The organism is Methylophilus aquaticus, from assembly GCF_030769565.1.
GTDB classification, from domain to species: Bacteria; Pseudomonadota; Gammaproteobacteria; order Burkholderiales; family Methylophilaceae; genus Methylophilus; species Methylophilus aquaticus.
The window spans coordinates 1-16,119 of record NZ_JAVCAP010000002.1 but is presented as its reverse complement, the minus strand read 5'-3'; the positions used below and the strand labels follow the sequence as shown (position 1 = coordinate 16,119).

At 45.9% G+C, this 16,119-nt stretch carries 32 protein-coding genes; 1 reads left to right on the top strand and 31 read right to left on the bottom strand.

The annotated features are described in order from the left end of the window. Positions 1-6: 6 nt before the first annotated feature. Complete coding sequence (gene mgtE, locus Q9291_RS01905; protein ID WP_306388299.1) at positions 7-1,464, bottom strand: magnesium transporter; 1,458 nt, start codon at positions 1,462-1,464, stop codon at positions 7-9. Between the two features lie 76 nt (positions 1,465-1,540). On the opposite strand from mgtE, the gene Q9291_RS01900 reads away from it, so the two are divergent. Next, on the top strand, positions 1,541-1,774 hold the full coding sequence (locus tag Q9291_RS01900) for a glutaredoxin family protein (RefSeq protein WP_306388298.1): 234 nt from the start codon (positions 1,541-1,543) through the stop codon (positions 1,772-1,774). Positions 1,775-1,835: 61 nt separating this feature from the next. Here Q9291_RS01900 and rplQ read toward each other — a convergent pair whose 3' ends face one another. From rplQ to Q9291_RS01750, 30 genes are all read right to left on the bottom strand, one after another. Further along, positions 1,836-2,222, bottom strand: coding sequence for a 50S ribosomal protein L17 (rplQ, locus tag Q9291_RS01895; RefSeq protein WP_306388297.1), 387 nt, complete (start codon positions 2,220-2,222; stop codon positions 1,836-1,838). 33 nt (positions 2,223-2,255) lie between these two features. Then, positions 2,256-3,242: a DNA-directed RNA polymerase subunit alpha gene (locus Q9291_RS01890; RefSeq protein WP_306388296.1), complete on the bottom strand. Its 987-nt coding sequence runs from the start codon at positions 3,240-3,242 to the stop codon at positions 2,256-2,258. A gap of 56 nt (positions 3,243-3,298) precedes the next feature. Next, on the bottom strand, positions 3,299-3,928 hold the full coding sequence (gene rpsD, locus Q9291_RS01885) for a 30S ribosomal protein S4 (RefSeq protein WP_306388295.1): 630 nt from the start codon (positions 3,926-3,928) through the stop codon (positions 3,299-3,301). Positions 3,929-3,972: 44 nt separating this feature from the next. Then, on the bottom strand, positions 3,973-4,362 hold the full coding sequence (gene rpsK, locus Q9291_RS01880; RefSeq protein ID WP_020166857.1) for a 30S ribosomal protein S11: 390 nt from the start codon (positions 4,360-4,362) through the stop codon (positions 3,973-3,975). 40 nt (positions 4,363-4,402) lie between these two features. Continuing rightward, entirely contained in the window at positions 4,403-4,765 is a 363-nt protein-coding gene (rpsM, locus tag Q9291_RS01875) for a 30S ribosomal protein S13 (protein WP_306388294.1), read from the bottom strand. Between the two features lie 108 nt (positions 4,766-4,873). Further along, positions 4,874-4,987: a 50S ribosomal protein L36 gene (gene rpmJ / locus Q9291_RS01870; protein WP_013147060.1), complete on the bottom strand. Its 114-nt coding sequence runs from the start codon at positions 4,985-4,987 to the stop codon at positions 4,874-4,876. 24 nt (positions 4,988-5,011) lie between these two features. Further along, a complete protein-coding gene (infA, locus tag Q9291_RS01865) occupies positions 5,012-5,230 on the bottom strand; it encodes a translation initiation factor IF-1 (RefSeq protein ID WP_306388293.1) in 219 nt (72 codons plus the stop codon). 1 nt (position 5,231) lies between these two features. After that, entirely contained in the window at positions 5,232-6,545 is a 1,314-nt protein-coding gene (gene secY / locus Q9291_RS01860; RefSeq protein WP_306388292.1) for a preprotein translocase subunit SecY, read from the bottom strand. A gap of 24 nt (positions 6,546-6,569) precedes the next feature. Beyond that, the gene (gene rplO, locus Q9291_RS01855; protein ID WP_306388291.1) at positions 6,570-7,007 is read right to left on the bottom strand and encodes a 50S ribosomal protein L15; all 438 of its coding nucleotides are present in this window, start codon (positions 7,005-7,007) and stop codon (positions 6,570-6,572) included. Then, positions 7,007-7,204, bottom strand: a complete 198-nt coding sequence (rpmD, locus tag Q9291_RS01850; RefSeq protein WP_306388290.1) for a 50S ribosomal protein L30 — start codon at positions 7,202-7,204, stop codon at positions 7,007-7,009. The genes rplO and rpmD overlap by 1 nt, the downstream gene beginning before the upstream one ends. Before the next feature lie 2 nt (positions 7,205-7,206). Further along, positions 7,207-7,716: a 30S ribosomal protein S5 gene (gene rpsE, locus Q9291_RS01845; protein WP_306388289.1), complete on the bottom strand. Its 510-nt coding sequence runs from the start codon at positions 7,714-7,716 to the stop codon at positions 7,207-7,209. 15 nt (positions 7,717-7,731) lie between these two features. Then, a complete protein-coding gene (rplR, locus tag Q9291_RS01840) occupies positions 7,732-8,085 on the bottom strand; it encodes a 50S ribosomal protein L18 (RefSeq protein WP_306388288.1) in 354 nt (117 codons plus the stop codon). Between the two features lie 75 nt (positions 8,086-8,160). Further along, a complete protein-coding gene (gene rplF / locus Q9291_RS01835; RefSeq protein ID WP_306388287.1) occupies positions 8,161-8,694 on the bottom strand; it encodes a 50S ribosomal protein L6 in 534 nt (177 codons plus the stop codon). Between the two features lie 11 nt (positions 8,695-8,705). Then, complete coding sequence (gene rpsH, locus Q9291_RS01830) at positions 8,706-9,101, bottom strand: 30S ribosomal protein S8 (RefSeq protein ID WP_306388286.1); 396 nt, start codon at positions 9,099-9,101, stop codon at positions 8,706-8,708. A 14-nt stretch (positions 9,102-9,115) separates the two neighbouring features. After that, positions 9,116-9,421 carry a 30S ribosomal protein S14 gene (gene rpsN / locus Q9291_RS01825; RefSeq protein WP_306388285.1) on the bottom strand — a complete coding sequence of 102 codons (306 nt, stop codon included), beginning with the start codon at positions 9,419-9,421 and terminating at the stop codon, positions 9,116-9,118. A gap of 3 nt (positions 9,422-9,424) precedes the next feature. After that, the gene (gene rplE, locus Q9291_RS01820; protein WP_306388284.1) at positions 9,425-9,964 is read right to left on the bottom strand and encodes a 50S ribosomal protein L5; all 540 of its coding nucleotides are present in this window, start codon (positions 9,962-9,964) and stop codon (positions 9,425-9,427) included. Positions 9,965-9,972: 8 nt separating this feature from the next. Next, a complete protein-coding gene (gene rplX / locus Q9291_RS01815; protein ID WP_306388283.1) occupies positions 9,973-10,290 on the bottom strand; it encodes a 50S ribosomal protein L24 in 318 nt (105 codons plus the stop codon). 20 nt (positions 10,291-10,310) lie between these two features. Further along, positions 10,311-10,679 (bottom strand): 50S ribosomal protein L14, encoded by a 369-nt coding sequence (gene rplN, locus Q9291_RS01810; protein WP_306388282.1) that lies wholly within the window; start codon positions 10,677-10,679, stop codon positions 10,311-10,313. Positions 10,680-10,868: 189 nt separating this feature from the next. Further along, on the bottom strand, positions 10,869-11,126 hold the full coding sequence (gene rpsQ / locus Q9291_RS01805) for a 30S ribosomal protein S17 (protein WP_306388281.1): 258 nt from the start codon (positions 11,124-11,126) through the stop codon (positions 10,869-10,871). Then, on the bottom strand, positions 11,123-11,317 hold the full coding sequence (rpmC, locus tag Q9291_RS01800) for a 50S ribosomal protein L29 (protein WP_306388280.1): 195 nt from the start codon (positions 11,315-11,317) through the stop codon (positions 11,123-11,125). The genes rpsQ and rpmC overlap by 4 nt, the downstream gene beginning before the upstream one ends. 11 nt (positions 11,318-11,328) lie before the next feature. After that, positions 11,329-11,745 (bottom strand): 50S ribosomal protein L16, encoded by a 417-nt coding sequence (rplP, locus tag Q9291_RS01795; protein ID WP_306388279.1) that lies wholly within the window; start codon positions 11,743-11,745, stop codon positions 11,329-11,331. Further along, on the bottom strand, positions 11,729-12,448 hold the full coding sequence (rpsC, locus tag Q9291_RS01790; protein ID WP_306388278.1) for a 30S ribosomal protein S3: 720 nt from the start codon (positions 12,446-12,448) through the stop codon (positions 11,729-11,731). Before rpsC ends, rplP begins: the two co-directional genes overlap by 17 nt. A 1-nt stretch (position 12,449) precedes the next feature. Further along, positions 12,450-12,788 carry a 50S ribosomal protein L22 gene (gene rplV, locus Q9291_RS01785; RefSeq protein WP_306388277.1) on the bottom strand — a complete coding sequence of 113 codons (339 nt, stop codon included), beginning with the start codon at positions 12,786-12,788 and terminating at the stop codon, positions 12,450-12,452. A gap of 10 nt (positions 12,789-12,798) precedes the next feature. After that, positions 12,799-13,074: a 30S ribosomal protein S19 gene (gene rpsS / locus Q9291_RS01780; RefSeq protein WP_306388276.1), complete on the bottom strand. Its 276-nt coding sequence runs from the start codon at positions 13,072-13,074 to the stop codon at positions 12,799-12,801. A gap of 5 nt (positions 13,075-13,079) precedes the next feature. Beyond that, the gene (gene rplB, locus Q9291_RS01775; RefSeq protein ID WP_306388275.1) at positions 13,080-13,913 is read right to left on the bottom strand and encodes a 50S ribosomal protein L2; all 834 of its coding nucleotides are present in this window, start codon (positions 13,911-13,913) and stop codon (positions 13,080-13,082) included. 11 nt (positions 13,914-13,924) lie between these two features. After that, positions 13,925-14,239 (bottom strand): 50S ribosomal protein L23, encoded by a 315-nt coding sequence (gene rplW, locus Q9291_RS01770; RefSeq protein ID WP_306388274.1) that lies wholly within the window; start codon positions 14,237-14,239, stop codon positions 13,925-13,927. Next, a complete protein-coding gene (gene rplD / locus Q9291_RS01765) occupies positions 14,236-14,862 on the bottom strand; it encodes a 50S ribosomal protein L4 (RefSeq protein ID WP_306388273.1) in 627 nt (208 codons plus the stop codon). The genes rplW and rplD overlap by 4 nt, the downstream gene beginning before the upstream one ends. Beyond that, entirely contained in the window at positions 14,862-15,512 is a 651-nt protein-coding gene (gene rplC / locus Q9291_RS01760; RefSeq protein WP_306388272.1) for a 50S ribosomal protein L3, read from the bottom strand. Before rplC ends, rplD begins: the two co-directional genes overlap by 1 nt. A 125-nt stretch (positions 15,513-15,637) precedes the next feature. Beyond that, entirely contained in the window at positions 15,638-15,946 is a 309-nt protein-coding gene (gene rpsJ, locus Q9291_RS01755) for a 30S ribosomal protein S10 (RefSeq protein WP_018986280.1), read from the bottom strand. Between the two features lie 56 nt (positions 15,947-16,002). Then, positions 16,003-16,119: EF-Tu C-terminal domain-related protein (locus Q9291_RS01750; RefSeq protein ID WP_502306678.1), on the bottom strand; the 117-nt coding region annotated here is incomplete at its 5' end.

The window sequence follows — 16,119 nt, the reverse complement described above, 5'->3', positions numbered from 1 at the left end:
CTATTATTACAATAAGAAAATTGTCGCCAAGCCAAGGAAAATAAGAAAACCACCACTATCCGTCAAAGCAGTAATCAAGACACTGGAACCAACAGCCGGATCGCGGTCCAATTTATTCATCACCAGGGGGATAATGACGCCAATAATAGCGGCCAATAGCAAATTAAGGGCCATAGCCGCCGTCATCACCAACCCTAAAGGGGCACTGCCATAAAGCCAGTATGCAATCAGCCCTAGCACGCCACCCCACAACAAGCCATTCAGTAACGCAACCCCCATTTCCTTTTGCAACAAGGACTTCATGTGATAGCCGGATATCTGCCCTAGTGCCAGGCCACGTACAATCATCGTGGTTGTTTGATTGCCCGAATTTCCGCCTATACCAGCCACAATCGGCATCAGTGCGGCCAACGCCACAATCTTTTCAATGCTGCCTTCAAACAGCCCAATTACCCGCGAAGCCACCAATGCAGTCACCAGATTGATTGCCAGCCATGCCCAGCGGTTTTGAACAGACTTCCATACTGAAGCAAAAAAGTCCTCCTCTTCGCGCAAGCCAGCCATGGACAACATATCGGCCTCTGCTTCCTCCCTAATGATGTCCATGACCGTATCGACCGTAATTCTGCCGATGAGCTTGCGGTTATTATCGACCACCGGTGCCGTCACCAGGTCATATCGTTCAAAAGCCATCGCAGCCTGATCAGCCATGTCCTCTGGATGGAACATCACAGCATCGGTCGCCATGATGTCACTGACTCGGGTTTCAGGATCATTCAGGATAATACGCTTGAGTGGCAACACACCTTGCAAAGTATCATCACGGCTGATCACAAACAATTTATCGGTATGGTCAGGAAACTTGGGCAAGCGCCGCAAATAGCGCAATACCACTTCGAGCGTAATATCATCGCGGATGGTGACAATATCAAAATCCATAATGGCGCCGACGGTATCCTCAGGATAGGACAGTGCCGATTGCAAGCGCTCACGATGCTGTGCATCGAGGCTATACATCAGATCTTGCAACACATCTTTGGGAAGGTCAGGCGCAAGGTCAGCCAGCTCGTCGGTATCTAACTGTTCGGCCGCAGCGAGCAACTCGTCGCTATCCATGTCTGCAATCAGTGTTTGTCGAACAGCGTCCGATACTTCCAGCAGGATTTCCCCGTCACGGTCAGCTTTTACCAGCTCCCAGACGCGCAAACGATCATCTAATGGCAAGGCCTCAAGAATATAGGCTACGTCAGCAGGGTGCAGCTGTTCCAGCTTATGTTGCAAGCTGTTCAGATTCTGCTTATGGACAAGATGCTCTACCAGTTCATGATTGGGCATCTCTTGTTTGTGAACAACATGCTCTACCAGCTTGTGCTTATCCAACAAGTGAATGACTTGCTGCAGTGTTTCGCCCAAAGTTTCCTTGTTTTCAATCACATCTTCGTTATGTTCACGAGTTTCTGCCATGCCATATCCAATTTTAATCGGGTGATTTAATATAGATGTTATTGTACAAAGCGTTGATGACACTACCTAGCGAATTATGCGGAGCGAACTGATTTTATATGGCACAGTCGGTTGTCATTTATGTGACGATGCAGAGCGTCTTTTAATTAGCTTGGAACTGGCATACCAATATGCAGATATTATTGATGACGACAGCCTCTTTGAGCAATTTGCCACCAGCATTCCTGTATTGTGTGATGCCGCAAAGAGAGAACCTCTATACTGGCCGTTTACCACATTAGAAATTACGGACTGGTTATTGCAAAGATGACAACACTTTTAAAAGCAAAAGAGCCAGCAAAGCTGGCTCTTTTGATATTGCAATACTTCAATTACTCAGCACTTGGTGCTTCAGCAACTTCTGGACGATCCACCAACTCAACAAATGCCATCGGTGCATTATCACCATTACGGAAACCACATTTGAGGATGCGCAGGTAACCACCATTACGTGCATTGTAACGAGGACCAAGTTCACCGAACAGTTTACCTACGATGTCACGATCACGCAGACGACTAAACGCCAGACGACGGTTGGCCAAAGTAGGCGTTTTGCCCAAAGTGATCAAAGGCTCTGCATATTTACGCAGCTCTTTTGCTTTTGGCAAAGTAGTTTTAATCACTTCGTGACGCAGCAGTGAGGTGACCATGTTACGAAACATGGCAGCACGGTGGCTGCTGGTTCTGTTCAATTTACGATTGCTATTACCGTGACGCATAGTAATTTCCTTAAGTATTTATCTTATCGGTAATTAAGCTTTTTCCAAGCCAACAGGTGGCCAGTTTTCAAGCTTCATACCCAGAGTCAACCCTTTTGAGGCCAACACATCTTTAATTTCATTCAATGATTTTCTACCAAGGTTAGGTGCTTTCAGCAGCTCGTTTTCAGTGCGCTGAATCAAATCACCAATGTAGAAAATGTTTTCCGCTTTCAAGCAGTTGGCAGAACGTACTGTCAATTCCAGATCATCCACCGGGCGTAACAGAATTGGATCAACCTGTGGAGCAGCCTTAACTTCAACATCCGCAGAAGCGCCTTCCAAGTTTGCAAATACAGAAAGTTGACCAATGAGGATGCGGGCGGCATCACGAATGGCTTGCTCAGGTTCGATAATGCCGTTAGTTTCAACGTCCATAATCAATTTATCAAGGTCTGTACGCTGTTCAACACGCGCGCTTTCGACATGGTAACTGACTTTATTGATTGGACTGAAAGAAGCATCCACCATCATAAAACCAAGCACACGGTCTTCGTCGTTTGCTTTTTGGCGTGCTGGAACTGGCTGGTAGCCGCGACCCATTTCAACTTTGACTTCCAGATTCAGCTTGCCGCCTTTGGTAATGTGTGCAATGACATGATTCGGGTTAACGATTTCAGCATCATGGCCAACATCAAAATCAGCCGCAGTGACAACACCTTCACCGGATTTGCTTAATACCAAAATGGTTTCGGTTTTGCTGTGCAGTTTTAATGCAACACCTTTAAGGTTCAACAAGATATCAACAACATCTTCTTGTACGCCTTCGATAGTGGAGTACTCATGCACAACACCATCGATTTTAACTTCGGTAATGGCATAACCCGGGATCGAGGACAGCAATACTCTTCTCAGTGCATTACCAAGCGTGTAACCAAATCCACGCTCCATCGGCTCCAAAGTAACACGTGCACGCAGTGGAGTAATAACTTCCACGTCCACAACACGTGGCTTCAAATATTCAGTAGGGTTATTTTGCATATATTTCCTTGAAGTAATTGGGTATAAACAAATAAACCTTAGCCTAGACTAAGTGATTACTTAGAATACAATTCAACGATCAATGACTCATTAATGGTAGCAGGCAACTCATCACGCTGAGGTTTCGCCTTGAATTTACCAGTTAATGCCTTGACGTCGACTTCCAACCACTCAGGGAAACCGCGTTGTTCAGCCGCCACAGAAGCAGCTTTAATGCGCAATTGTGCTTTAGATTTTTCTGCTACAGAAACTACATCACCAGCCTTCACTTGATATGAAGGAATATTGACACGTTTGCCGTTAACTAAAATACTGTTATGACGAACAACTTGGCGCGCCTCTGAACGAGAGCCAGCCAAACCCATACGGTAGGTAACGTTGTCCAAGCGTGATTCAAGTAACTGCAACAGGTTTTCACCAGTAATACCTTTTTGACGATCAGCTTCAGCGTAGTAAGTACGGAACTGACCTTCTAAAACGCCGTAAATACGACGCACTTTTTGCTTTTCACGCAGTTGAACACCGTAGTCAGACAACCGTGAGTTACGGCGCTGACCATGCTGACCAGGTGCAAAGTTGCGCTTTTCAATTGCGCATTTATCTGTAAAGCATTTCTCTGCTTTCAGAAACAACTTTTCACCTTCACGACGGCATTGACGGCATTTAGGGTCTAAATTTCTAGCCAAAATAGTTCTCCAGTATCGATTCGCTATGATTCAAGCGAAATGAATTAAATTCTGCGTTTTTTCGGTGGGCGGCAGCCATTGTGTGGCACCGGAGTCACGTCAGTAATGCTTGTGATTTTAAAACCGGCAGCATTCAACGCACGCACAGCAGATTCACGACCTGGACCTGGACCCTTGATGCGAACTTCAAGGTTTTTAACACCAGACTCTTGAGCACTTTTACCAGCAACTTCAGCCGCAACTTGAGCCGCAAATGGGGTACTTTTACGTGAACCCTTAAAACCCTGACCACCGGAGGTAGCCCATGACAATGCATTGCCTTGACGGTCGGTGATCGTAATAATCGTATTGTTAAAAGACGCATGCACGTGGGCGATGCCCTCGGCAATATTCTTTTTTACTTTTTTTCTAACGCGTACATTAGCTTTTGCCATGTTGTACTGTCCTTAATATCTACTAATGTTCAATAAAAGATTATTTAGCTTGCTTGATGGCCTTAACAGGACCTTTGCGAGTACGTGCATTAGTCTTGGTACGCTGACCACGTACAGGTAAACCACGACGATGGCGGATGCCACGATAACAACCCAGATCCATCAACCGCTTGATGTTCATGGTCACTTCACGACGCAAATCACCTTCAACAGTGAACTTGGCAACTTCATCACGCAACTTTTCCACGTCTGCGTCACTCAAGTCTTTCACCTTGACGGTTGTCAGCACGCCAGCAGCTGCACATATTTTTTGTGCAGTTGTACGACCAATACCGTAAATAGAGGTCAAAGCGATTTCTGTATGTTTGTGGTTTGGGATATTTACCCCGGCAATACGTGCCATACTTAAACTCCAATAATCAATCGTGTATCACGATCAAGCTTGTGCGTAGAAAAGAAAAGCCGCATATTATATCAGCACTCTTCACTTATCACAAGCAACTGTTATCTATTAACCTTGACGTTGTTTATGACGTGGGTCGGTACAAATAATACGAACAACACCGCGACGTCTAACCACTTTACAGTTACGGCATAATGCTTTAACGGATGCGCGAACTCTCATCTTGCTTTCCTTTATCAAATTCAATTACTTTGCGCGGAATGTAATTCGCGCACGGGTTAAATCATATGGGGTCATTTCCACAGTAACTCTATCACCTGGCAAAATACGAATGTAGTGCATACGCATTTTTCCAGAGATGTAGCCTAATACAGTATGACCATTCTCAAGTTTTACTTTAAAAGTCGCATTTGGCAGATTCTCAAGGATCTCGCCTTGCATTTCGATACGATCTTCCTTAGCCATGTCACCGCCCCGAGCCTTTGAAGTTAGCTTTCTTCAGCAGTCCTTCATATTGCTGAGACATTAAGTGTGATTGCACCTGGGTCATGAAATCCATGGTCACAACGACAATAATTAACAAAGACGTACCACCAAAGTAGAACGGAGTATTAAATTTCAAAATCAAAAATTCTGGTAACAAACACACCAATGTAATGTACAAGGCGCCAATCAAAGTCAAACGCCCCATAATACGGTCAATATATTTGGCAGTTTGCTCACCGGGACGAATACCAGGTACAAACGCACCACTTTTCTTCAAATTATCTGCAGTTTCTTTCGGGTTGAAAACCAGGGCCGTATAGAAGAAAGCAAAAAACAAAATTGCAATTGTGAATAACAAAATATACAGCGGCTGACCAGGAGAGAGTTTTGCACTCACATCCTTCAACCAGTACATATGCTCACTACTACCAAACCAGCCCGCTAGAGTGGCTGGAAATAAAATAATGCTTGAAGCAAAAATCGGCGGAATTACACCAGCCATATTTAACTTCAATGGCAAGTGTGTGGATTGGCCGCCATAAATACGATTACCAACCTGACGCTTTGCATAGTTGACAGTAATTTTGCGCTGACCACGCTCAACAAATACAACCAAAGCAGTGACCATCAAAACTGCCACAAACAAGAACATGACCAGCGGGACCGAAAAAGCCCCTGTCTTAGCCAGATCTAGCGTACTGCCAATCGCATGCGGCAAGCCAGCGACAATACCAGCAAAAATGATAATAGAAATACCATTACCAATCCCTCGCTCTGTAATCTGTTCGCCCAGCCACATCAAAAACATGGTGCCTGCGACCAAGGTCGTTACAGCTGTAATTCGGAAAGCGAAGCCGGGATCGAGTACCAAACCTGCCTGGCCCTCGAGCGCAATCGCAATACCAAGGGCTTGAAACGTTGCCAGAAGCACCGTGCCATAGCGTGTGTATTTGGTAATCTGGCGACGACCAGCTTCACCTTCTTTTTTTAGTTGCTCTAACTGTGGAGAAACCACCGTGAGCAACTGCATAATAATAGAAGCAGAGATGTAAGGCATGATGCCCAGGGCAAACACGGTGAAGCGCGATAGCGCTCCGCCGGAGAACATGTTGAACATACCCAGAATGCCGTCCTTCTGCGTGTCAAACAACTGCTTTAACACGGTGGGATCAATGCCCGGCACCGGAATATGTGCACCTAATCGATATACGATAAGCGCACCCAACAAGAACCACAAACGGCTTTTTAATTCACCAAGTTTGCTGACGGAACTTAAGATATTATCCTGTGCCAAGCTGATACTCTCTTACTACAACAATTAAACTTCGAGCACTTTGCCGCCAGCAGATTCGATAGCAGCTTTAGCACCTTTAGTTAACAACAGACCTTGTACTTGTACTTTGGCTGTCACTTCACCAGACAGATAAACCTTCACTGCTTTAGCAGTTGCAGGCACCAGTTTGGCGGCTTTCAATGCCAAAATATCAACAACCTCAGCATCGACCAATATTAACTCACTGGTACGAATGCGCGCTGTATCTTTTTGCGTCAAAGAATTGAACCCACGTTTTGGCAAGCGGCGTTGCAAAGGCATTTGACCACCTTCGAAACCTACTTTATGGAAACCGCCAGCACGTGATTTCTGGCCTTTATGACCACGACCACTGGTTTTACCCAAACCAGAGCCAATACCACGACCCAAACGACGACGTTCCTTTTTTGCGCCTTCTGCAGGCTTAATCGTGTTCAATTGCATTATGCTTCAACCTTTACAAGATAGCTCACAGCATTGATCATGCCGCGAATTTCTGGTGTGTCTTGCACTTCAACAGTATGGTGCATACGACGCAAACCCAAGCCGCGAACTGTTGCTTTATGAGCTTCAATACGACCAATCAAACTTCTTACCAACGTTACTTTTAAAGTAGCGTTTTCTTTTTTTGCCTTAGCCATGATTAACCTCTGATTTCTTCTACGGTTTTGCCACGTTTTGCAGCAATCTCGGCGGGTGTATTCATCGCAGCGAGACCGTTCAAGGTTGCACGTACCAGGTTGTAAGGATTGGTAGAGCCAATACTTTTTGCAACCACGTTAGTGATCCCCATTACTTCAAAAATCGCACGCATTGCTCCACCTGCAATAATACCAGTACCTTCAGATGCCGGTTGTATCAGGACTTTGGCTGCACCGTGTACACCTGTTACTGCATGATACAAAGTACCATTATTCAGGTTTACTTTAACCATGCTGCGACGTGCTTCGTCCATTGCTTTTTGTACAGCAACAGGCACTTCACGCGCTTTACCTTTACCCATGCCGACAGCACCATCACCGTCACCCACCACGGTCAACGCAGCGAAGCTCATGATACGACCGCCCTTAACCGTTTTACTGACACGGTTAACAGTAATCATTTTTTCGCGCAAACCATCGGTTTGCTGCTGTTGTTCAATATCTTTAGCCATTCTTTATCTCACCCATTAGAATTTGAGACCATGTTCACGGGCAGCGTCAGCCAAAGCCTTGATACGACCGTGATACTTGTAGCCCGAACGATCAAAAGCAACGTCTGTGATACCGGCTTTAACAGCCTTTTCAGCAATGCGTTTGCCAATCAATGTTGCAGCTTCGATGTTGCCACCATTTTTGAGTTGTTGACGCACTTCAGCCTCAACTGTGGATGCACTCGCCAATACGCGATCGCCAGTTTCAGCAATGATCTGTGCGTAGATATTGGTATTGGTGCGATGTACACTCAAACGTGTAACTTTTAACTCGGCGATTTTGGCACGGGTTTTACGTGCTCTGCGCAAGCGGTTATTTACGTTTTTCATTGAATTTACCTTTAATGTTGATTCACTGTTCAGGCCAGCGTCTAATAAATAGCTTCTAACCTACAAGTGCCTTACTTATTTCTTCTTGGTCTCTTTAATAGCAACCACTTCATCAGCATAACGAACGCCTTTACCTTTATAAGGCTCGGGAGCACGATATGAGCGAATCTGCGCCGCCACTTGACCAACCACTTGCTTGTTAGCACCAGTCAGAATCACTTCTGTTGGTGTAGGCGTTTGAACAGTCACACCTTCAGGCATTTTGTGGTTAATCGGATGAGAATAACCCAGCTCAAGATTCAGTGTTGAACCCTGCGCATTGGCTTTATAACCCACACCAATCAATGTCAGTTTACGGGTGAATCCAGCAGAAACGCCTTGTACCATATTTGCGACCAGCGCACGTGTAGTGCCTGACATCGCTCGCGCATGTTGCGTTTCTTTATTTGCCTTAACCAGCAACTGCTCACCCTCACGGGAGACAGAAATGTCGGCAGACAATACTTGACTCAATTTACCCATAGGACCGCTTACAGCGATCTCAGTTGGAGAGATTACGACTTCTACCTTAGCAGGAATCGCAACCGGATTTTTAGCTACACGTGACATATTGACTCCTTTTAGGCCACGATGCACAGAACTTCACCACCGATACCGGCAGCTTGTGCTTTACGATCTGTCATCACGCCTCTGGATGTGGAGACGATGGTCACGCCTAATCCATTCATCACTTTTGGCAAATGCTGACTACCTTTATAAATACGCAAACCAGGCTTTGATACGCGCTCAATCTTCTCAATCACTGGACGACCTGCGTAGTATTTAAGACTGATGTTCAAAACAGGCTTACCCTCATTATCCTGAACATTAAAATCGTCAATGTAACCTTCGTCTTTCAACACGCTTGCAATAGCACCCTTCACTTTGGAAGCAGGCATTGAAACTGATGGCTTATTCGTACGCTGCGCGTTACGAATACGGGTCAACATATCGGCAATCGGATCACTCATACTCATGTTTTATTCCTCCGTTACCAGCTGGCCTTGGTGATACCTGGTACATGACCAGCCATCATCAATTTACGCAACTCGTTACGTGCGATACCAAATTTACTAAACACACCACGTGGACGACCAGTCAAGGCACAACGATTACGTGTGCGAACAGGACTGGAGTTACGTGGCAAACTTTGCAGCTTTAAACGGGCTGCCATACGCACTTCGGCGCTGACAGACTGATCATTGGTAATCGCTACCAACTCAGCACGTTTGGCTGCGTATTTTTTTACGGTTTCGCGACGCTTTTGTTCGCGCTCTGTCATACATACTTTTGCCATGACTTAACCTCTGAAAGGAAAACTAAATGCAGCCAAAAGAGCTTTCGCTTCTTCGTCTGATTTTGCAGTTGTGGTAATGGTGATGTTCATGCCGCGCAGCGCATCAATTTTATCGTACTCAATTTCCGGGAAAATGATTTGCTCTTTAACACCCATATTGTAGTTACCACGACCATCAAAAGACTTGCCGGAAATACCACGGAAGTCACGAATACGCGGAATAGCTACAGTGATCAAACGATCAAGAAATTCATACATGCGCTCACGACGCAATGTCACCTTACAACCAACAGGATAATCATCACGAATTTTAAATGCCGCAACAGATTTCTTTGCTTTGGTCACAATAGGCTTTTGGCCAGCAATTTTTTCCATATCAGAAACGGCATGCTCCATGACTTTCTTGTCAGCAACAGCTTCACCAACACCCATGTTAAGAGTGATTTTTTCGATACGCGGCACCTGCATTGACGAGGTATAGCCGAACTGCTCAGTCAATTTGGCGATGACTGTATCGTTATAATATTGTTTTAAACGTGCCATTTTTAATCCTATGCGTCGATAGATTCGCCGCTAGATCTGTAAACACGAATCTTGCGACCATCTTCCAATACTTTAAAACCAACACGATCAGCTTTTTGCGTTGCAGCATTGAAAAGTGCAACGTTAGAAATGTCGATAGGCATTTCTTTGCTGATGATGCCACCAGTAACACCACGCATAGGGTTAGGACGAGTGTGTTTTTTAACCACATTCAAACCCTCAACCACCACATGGCCGGTCGGTAAAACATTCAAAACAGCACCTGTTTTGCCTGCATCTTTACCTGTATTCAGAATGACTTGGTCACCTTTGCGAATTTTGCTCATTTTGATTGTCTCCAAGCCGATTACAACACTTCAGGCGCCAGTGAAACAATCTTCATGAAGCGCTCACTACGCAATTCACGAGTCACAGGGCCAAAAATACGGGTGCCAATTGGCTCAAGCTTGTTGTTCAACAGGACAGCAGCATTGGCATCAAACTTCACCAATGAACCATCTGGACGACGCACACCTTTGGCAGTACGCACAACAACAGCACTATAAACTTCGCCTTTTTTGACGCGACCACGCGGCGCAGCATCTTTAATGCTCACCTTTATGATGTCGCCAATGCTGGCGTAACGACGCTTGGAACCACCCAAAACCTTGATGCACTGTACAGAGCGCGCACCAGTGTTGTCGGCCACTTCAAGCCGAGATTGCATTTGAATCATGAGAATAATCTCCAACTTAATCCGTTATAACCACTACCGGCCGTTTGTTTGCACAATTTACGGCCAATAGACCACGGTCAGTATTGGGGTGCCAGCTACATGCCATCTAAGGCGGGCACCGAAAAGTCCAACATTATACAACCAAAAAAACGCTTATGACAAGCGTTTTCCGGTTTTATATTTGAAGCCTTATTTAGCTTCGATTTTGCTTACAACCCAGGTTTTAGTCTTGGAGTAAGGACGTGCTTCAGTAATTGTCACTACATCACCTTCGTTACATGCATTGTTTTCATCGTGCGCATGAAACTTGTTTGATTTAGATACCACTTTACCAATCAGTGGGTGCTTAACTTTACGCTCGACAAGCACAGTCACGGTTTTATCCATCTTGTTACTTACGACGCGACCAGTCAATGTACGCACCACTTTTGTTTTTTCGGTCATCATACTTGTTTCGCTTTCTCAGCTGCAACGGTCTTCAAGCGAGCAATATCCTTGCGAACTTTGACCAGCTGATCTACTTTGTTCAATTGCTGCGTGGCCAACTGCATACGCAGTGAGAATTGCGCACGGCGCAATTCCACCAATTCGTTATTCAGTTCATCCGCAGATTTTGCTCTCAATTCAGAAGCTTTCATTTAACTACTCCTTAACTGCCAATTTGACGTGTCATGAATGTAGTTTCAATTGGCAACTTAGCAGCTGCCAATCTGAACGCCTCACGTGCCAGCTCTTCGCTCACGCCATCCATCTCATAAAGCATTTTACCTGGCTGAATCTGGGCGATGTAGTAATCCACGCTACCTTTACCGTTACCCATACGAACTTCTGCAGGCTTTTTAGAAATTGGCTGATCTGGAAACACACGTATCCAAACACGGCCACCACGTTTAATGTGACGAGTCATCACACGACGCGCCGCTTCAATCTGACGTGCTGTCAAACGACCACGGCCAATCGCCTTCAAACCAAACTCACCAAAACTCACTTTGTTACCAGTGGTCGCAATACCTTTATTGCGACCTTTTTGCATTTTGCGGTATTTCTGTCTAGATGGTTGCAGCATCTTTAGCCCTCGGCTTTCTTACTTTTTTCTCAGGCTCGGCATCCGCAGCTACAGCAGTATTGCCTGTAGCATTGTCACCAAAAATCTCGCCCTTGAATACCCAAACTTTAATTCCGATAATACCGTAAGTGGTTGAAGCCTCAGCCACACCATAATCGATATCAGCGCGTAATGTATGAAGAGGCACGCGGCCTTCGCGATACCATTCGGTACGTGCGATTTCGATACCATTCAAACGTCCGGAACTCATGATCTTGATGCCTTGTGCACCCAAACGCATTGCGTTCTGCATCGCACGCTTCATGGCACGACGGAACATCACACGCTTCTCCAGTTGCTGAGCAATGGATTGTGCAATCAAGGTAGCATCCAGCTCTGGCTTGCGCACTTCTTCGATATTGAGGTGCACAGGAACACCCATCAAACCTTGCAAGGTGGAACGCAAGGATTCAATATCCTCACCTTTTTTACCAATCACAACGCCTGGACGGGCACTGTGAATAGTGATTTTTGCGTTTTTGGCAGGGCGCTCAATGATAATTTTGCTCACAGCAGCGTTTGCCAATTTCTTGTTCAGAAACTCACGCACCTTGATGTCACCTTGCAACATCGCAGGGAAGTTCTGGCTATTTGAGTACCAACGTGACGCCCAGTTTTTCTGAACGCTCAAACGGAACCCAATTGGATGAATTTTCTGTCCCATATTATTCCTTTGAGTCTCCGACTGTCACATGAATATGACAGGTTGGTTTCGTGATACGACCAGCGCGACCTTTTGCACGAGCACGGATACGCTTCATGACGACACCTTTATCTACGTAGATTGAAGTCACCTTCAAACTATCGATATCAGCCCCATTATTATGTTCCGCGTTGGCAATTGCAGACTCAACCACTTTTTTGATAATCTCAGCACCACGCTTTGGCGTGAACGCTAAAATATTCAAAGCTTGGTCTACTTTTTTACCACGCACGAGATCCGCCACCAAACGCGCTTTTTGCGGAGAAAGGTGTACGCCTCTTAAAATTGCAGTCACTTGCATTTAAAGCCCCTTATCTCTTCGCTTTTTTATCAGCCGCGTGCCCTTTGAAAGTGCGCGTTAACGCAAATTCACCGAGCTTGTGACCAACCATGTTTTCAGAAATCAACACAGGCACATGCTGTCTTCCGTTGTGCACTGCGATGGTTAAACCAATAAAGTTTGGCAAGACAGTCGAACGACGAGACCAAGTTTTGATTGGTTTTCTGTCGCGGTTCGCTGACGCAGTTTCGACTTTTTTAGCCAAGTGAGCGTCCACAAATGGACCTTTTTTAATAGAACGTGCCATAGCGATTACCTTACATTTCTCGGACGACGACTTACACGCATGTTATCAGTACGCTTATTCTTACGTGTACGATAACCCTTAGTTTTCTGACCCCATGGTGAAACAGGGTTCATACCAGCTGCTGTACGACCTTCACCACCACCGTGCGGGTGATCGATTGGGTTCATCACCACACCGCGAACGGTTGGACGTACACCACGCCAGCGCATTGCACCGGCTTTACCGATAGAACGCAGTGAGTGCTCTTCATTACCCACTTCACCCAGTGTCGCTTTACAATCAACATGTACGCGACGCACTTCACCAGAACGCAAACGCAACTGAGCATAAGTGCCTTCACGCGCCAGCAATTGTACGGATGTACCTGCTGAACGTGCAATTTGTGCACCTTTACCCGGCTGAATCTCGATGCAGTGAATCGTGCTACCGACTGGTATGTTGCGCAAAGGCAAAGCATTACCAGCACGAATTGGCGCCTCAGAACCGCTAATTAACTGCGCACCGGCAGCAATCCCGCGTGGCGCAATAATGTAACGGCGCTCACCATCTGCGTAGCATAACAATGCAATGTTCGCAGTACGGTTTGGATCGTATTCAATACGTTCAACAGTCGCAGGGATACCATCCTTGTTGCGACGGAAATCGATAATACGATAATGCTGCTTATGACCACCACCCTGGTGACGGGTTGTAATACGACCGTTGTTGTTACGGCCTGCATTTTTACTTTGACTTTCCAACAGCGGCGCGTAAGGTTTGCCTTTATGCAAATCTGGTGTAACTACTTTCAATACACCGCGACGACCGGGGGAAGTTGGTTTGACTTTAACTAATGCCATGTCTTCTCTCCTTATTCGCCAGCTGCAAAGTTAATTTCTTGACCTGGTTTCAAGCTCACATAAGCCTTTTTCCAGTCACTACGCTTACCTGCACGACGACCAGCGCGCTTGACCTTACCTGCGACATTAATCACAGATACGGAAGCCACTTCGACCTTGAACACCAGTTCAACAGCCGCTTTAATTTCAGGCTTGGTCGCATCAGTACGCACTTTAAAAGCAATTTGCTGATGCTTGTCAGCGATATAGGTTGCTTTTTCAGTAATTTGTGGTGCCAAAATTACTTGCAATAAACGATCTTGTGTTTTAGTTGCTGCGGTAATCATGCCAAGATCTCCTCAAGTTTCTTCACAGCACTGGCTGTGACCAAAACGTTCGGGAAACGCACCAGACTCACTGGATCAGCATACTGCGCTTCAACCACCAATACGTTTGGCAGGTTACGGGAAGACAAGTACAAGTTTTCATCAAAACCGTCGGTCAACAGCAACACACCGCCGTCGATACCCAGAGCATTGATTTTTTGTACAAATTGTTTAGTTTTAGGCGTGTCAATAGTAAAGCTGTCCACCACCTTCAAACGGTCCTGACGCACCAACTCAGACAAGATAGTCTGCATGCCAGCACGATAAGCCTTACGGTTAACCTTGTGGCTGTAGTTTTCATTAGGACTATTTGGGAATGCACGACCGCCTCCGCGCCAGATCGGGCTGGATGTCATACCGGCACGGGCATTACCAGTACCTTTTTGCGCATATGGCTTGTGAGTCGTGTGAGCAACGGTAGCACGCGTTTTCTGAGCGCGAGTTGCAGTACGGGCATTTGCCATATAAGCAACAACCACTTCATGCACCAGTGACTCGTTGAATTCACGACCGAAAGTCACATCTGAGGCATCTACACCTTTTTTAGCAACTTTGCCGTTTTGATCGATGAGTTTCAATTCCATTATTTAGCCCCTTTCGCCTTGATGGCTGGACGAACAACAACATTGCCACCTTTGGAACCGGGTACGGAACCTTTGATCAACAGAAGATTACGCTCAGCATCCACACGTACGATTTCCAGATTCTGGGTAGTGACTTTAACATCACCCAAATGACCAGGCATACGCTTACCAGGGAACACGCGACCTGGATCTTGCGCCATACCGATAGAGCCCGGTACGTTATGAGAACGAGAGTTACCGTGAGAAGCGCGGTTAGAGGAGAAGTTGTGACGCTTGATCGCACCGGCAAAACCTTTACCGATCGAAGTTGCTGTCACATCAACCAACTGGCCAGGCGTAAAAATATCAACAGTGACATTTGCACCCACCTGAAAATTGGCCAATACATCTTCAGCCACGTTGAATTCTTTTAGACCAGCTCCAGCGATTACACCCGCTTTAGCAAAATGGCCGGTTTGCGCCTTGTTGACACGGCTAGCGCGACGCTCACCGTATGCAACCTGCATGCCTGTATAGCCATCAGTTGCGACTGTCTTTACTTGTGTCACACGGTTTGGCACCACTTCCAGCACTGTTACCGGAATGCTTGCGCCTTCATCGGTAAAAATGCGGGTCATGCCCACCTTGCGACCAATAAGCCCTAAGCTCATGATCAGTTCCTTAATATTATAGTTAAAGCGGACGATTACAATTGACCGTCCACCGAAAAGCGCGGATTATACCGAACTATTCTTGATTTGACAATACCCTCTTCGGTTGAAAAGGGTATTTGCAATTACAGTTTAATTTCTACATCCACACCAGCTGGCAGATCCAGCTTCATCAGGGCATCAACAGTTTTATCTGTTGGATCCACAATGTCCATCAGGCGCTGATGCGTACGAATTTCAAACTGGTCACGGGATGTTTTGTTCACGTGCGGTGAACGCAAAATATCAAAGCGCTCAATACGTGTTGGCAAAGGCACTGGACCTTTAACAACTGCACCGGTACGTTTTGCAGTATCCACAATTTCCAGAGCAGACTGGTCGATCAAACGATAGTCAAAGGCTTTGAGACGGATACGAATTTTTTGAGCTGCCATTTTTTTTCCTTTAAAGAGCAAAAGCGGCAGGGATCGCCTGCCGCACGTAAATTTAATTACTCGATGATTTTGGCAACAACGCCAGCACCAACGGTACGACCACCTTCACGAATCGCGAAACGCAGACCATCTTCCATCGCGATTGGTGCAATCAGTTGCACAGTGATAGATAC

What these genes read in the sequence shown, in the direction of transcription:
- rpmC (WP_306388280.1), bottom strand. Translation starts at nt 11,317, where the DNA reads ATGAAAGCTTCTGAATTGAGAGCAAAATCTGCGGATGAACTGAATAAC.
- rplQ (WP_306388297.1), bottom strand. Translation starts at nt 2,222, where the DNA reads ATGCGTCACGGTAATAGCAATCGTAAATTGAACAGAACCAGCAGCCAC.
- rpsS (WP_306388276.1), bottom strand. Translation starts at nt 13,074, where the DNA reads ATGGCACGTTCTATTAAAAAAGGTCCATTTGTGGACGCTCACTTGGCT.
- rpsN (WP_306388285.1), bottom strand. Translation starts at nt 9,421, where the DNA reads ATGGCAAAAGTATGTATGACAGAGCGCGAACAAAAGCGTCGCGAAACC.
- rplC (WP_306388272.1), bottom strand. Translation starts at nt 15,512, where the DNA reads ATGAGCTTAGGGCTTATTGGTCGCAAGGTGGGCATGACCCGCATTTTT.
- rpsK (WP_020166857.1), bottom strand. Translation starts at nt 4,362, where the DNA reads ATGGCAAAAGCTAATGTACGCGTTAGAAAAAAAGTAAAAAAGAATATT.
- rplN (WP_306388282.1), bottom strand. Translation starts at nt 10,679, where the DNA reads ATGATTCAAATGCAATCTCGGCTTGAAGTGGCCGACAACACTGGTGCG.
- rpmD (WP_306388290.1), bottom strand. Translation starts at nt 7,204, where the DNA reads ATGGCTAAGGCAAAAAAAGAAAACGCTACTTTAAAAGTAACGTTGGTA.
- rpmJ (WP_013147060.1), bottom strand. Translation starts at nt 4,987, where the DNA reads ATGAGAGTTCGCGCATCCGTTAAAGCATTATGCCGTAACTGTAAAGTG.
- rpsC (WP_306388278.1), bottom strand. Translation starts at nt 12,448, where the DNA reads ATGGGACAGAAAATTCATCCAATTGGGTTCCGTTTGAGCGTTCAGAAA.
- rplB (WP_306388275.1), bottom strand. Translation starts at nt 13,913, where the DNA reads ATGGCATTAGTTAAAGTCAAACCAACTTCCCCCGGTCGTCGCGGTGTA.
- rpsJ (WP_018986280.1), bottom strand. Translation starts at nt 15,946, where the DNA reads ATGGCAGCTCAAAAAATTCGTATCCGTCTCAAAGCCTTTGACTATCGT.
- rpsE (WP_306388289.1), bottom strand. Translation starts at nt 7,716, where the DNA reads ATGGCTAAAGATATTGAACAACAGCAGCAAACCGATGGTTTGCGCGAA.
- rplO (WP_306388291.1), bottom strand. Translation starts at nt 7,007, where the DNA reads ATGCAATTGAACACGATTAAGCCTGCAGAAGGCGCAAAAAAGGAACGT.
- rplW (WP_306388274.1), bottom strand. Translation starts at nt 14,239, where the DNA reads ATGATTACCGCAGCAACTAAAACACAAGATCGTTTATTGCAAGTAATT.
- rplF (WP_306388287.1), bottom strand. Translation starts at nt 8,694, where the DNA reads ATGTCACGTGTAGCTAAAAATCCGGTTGCGATTCCTGCTAAGGTAGAA.
- rplX (WP_306388283.1), bottom strand. Translation starts at nt 10,290, where the DNA reads ATGAGCAAAATTCGCAAAGGTGACCAAGTCATTCTGAATACAGGTAAA.
- rplP (WP_306388279.1), bottom strand. Translation starts at nt 11,745, where the DNA reads ATGCTGCAACCATCTAGACAGAAATACCGCAAAATGCAAAAAGGTCGC.
- mgtE (WP_306388299.1), bottom strand. Translation starts at nt 1,464, where the DNA reads ATGGCAGAAACTCGTGAACATAACGAAGATGTGATTGAAAACAAGGAA.
- rplV (WP_306388277.1), bottom strand. Translation starts at nt 12,788, where the DNA reads ATGCAAGTGACTGCAATTTTAAGAGGCGTACACCTTTCTCCGCAAAAA.
- rplE (WP_306388284.1), bottom strand. Translation starts at nt 9,964, where the DNA reads ATGGCACGTTTAAAACAATATTATAACGATACAGTCATCGCCAAATTG.
- Q9291_RS01890 (WP_306388296.1), bottom strand. Translation starts at nt 3,242, where the DNA reads ATGCAAAATAACCCTACTGAATATTTGAAGCCACGTGTTGTGGACGTG.
- rplD (WP_306388273.1), bottom strand. Translation starts at nt 14,862, where the DNA reads ATGGAATTGAAACTCATCGATCAAAACGGCAAAGTTGCTAAAAAAGGT.
- rplR (WP_306388288.1), bottom strand. Translation starts at nt 8,085, where the DNA reads ATGAAAAACGTAAATAACCGCTTGCGCAGAGCACGTAAAACCCGTGCC.
- infA (WP_306388293.1), bottom strand. Translation starts at nt 5,230, where the DNA reads ATGGCTAAGGAAGATCGTATCGAAATGCAAGGCGAGATCCTTGAGAAT.
- rpsQ (WP_306388281.1), bottom strand. Translation starts at nt 11,126, where the DNA reads ATGATGACCGAAAAAACAAAAGTGGTGCGTACATTGACTGGTCGCGTC.
- rpsM (WP_306388294.1), bottom strand. Translation starts at nt 4,765, where the DNA reads ATGGCACGTATTGCCGGGGTAAATATCCCAAACCACAAACATACAGAA.
- rpsH (WP_306388286.1), bottom strand. Translation starts at nt 9,101, where the DNA reads ATGAGTATGAGTGATCCGATTGCCGATATGTTGACCCGTATTCGTAAC.
- Q9291_RS01900 (WP_306388298.1), top strand. Translation starts at nt 1,541, where the DNA reads ATGCGGAGCGAACTGATTTTATATGGCACAGTCGGTTGTCATTTATGT.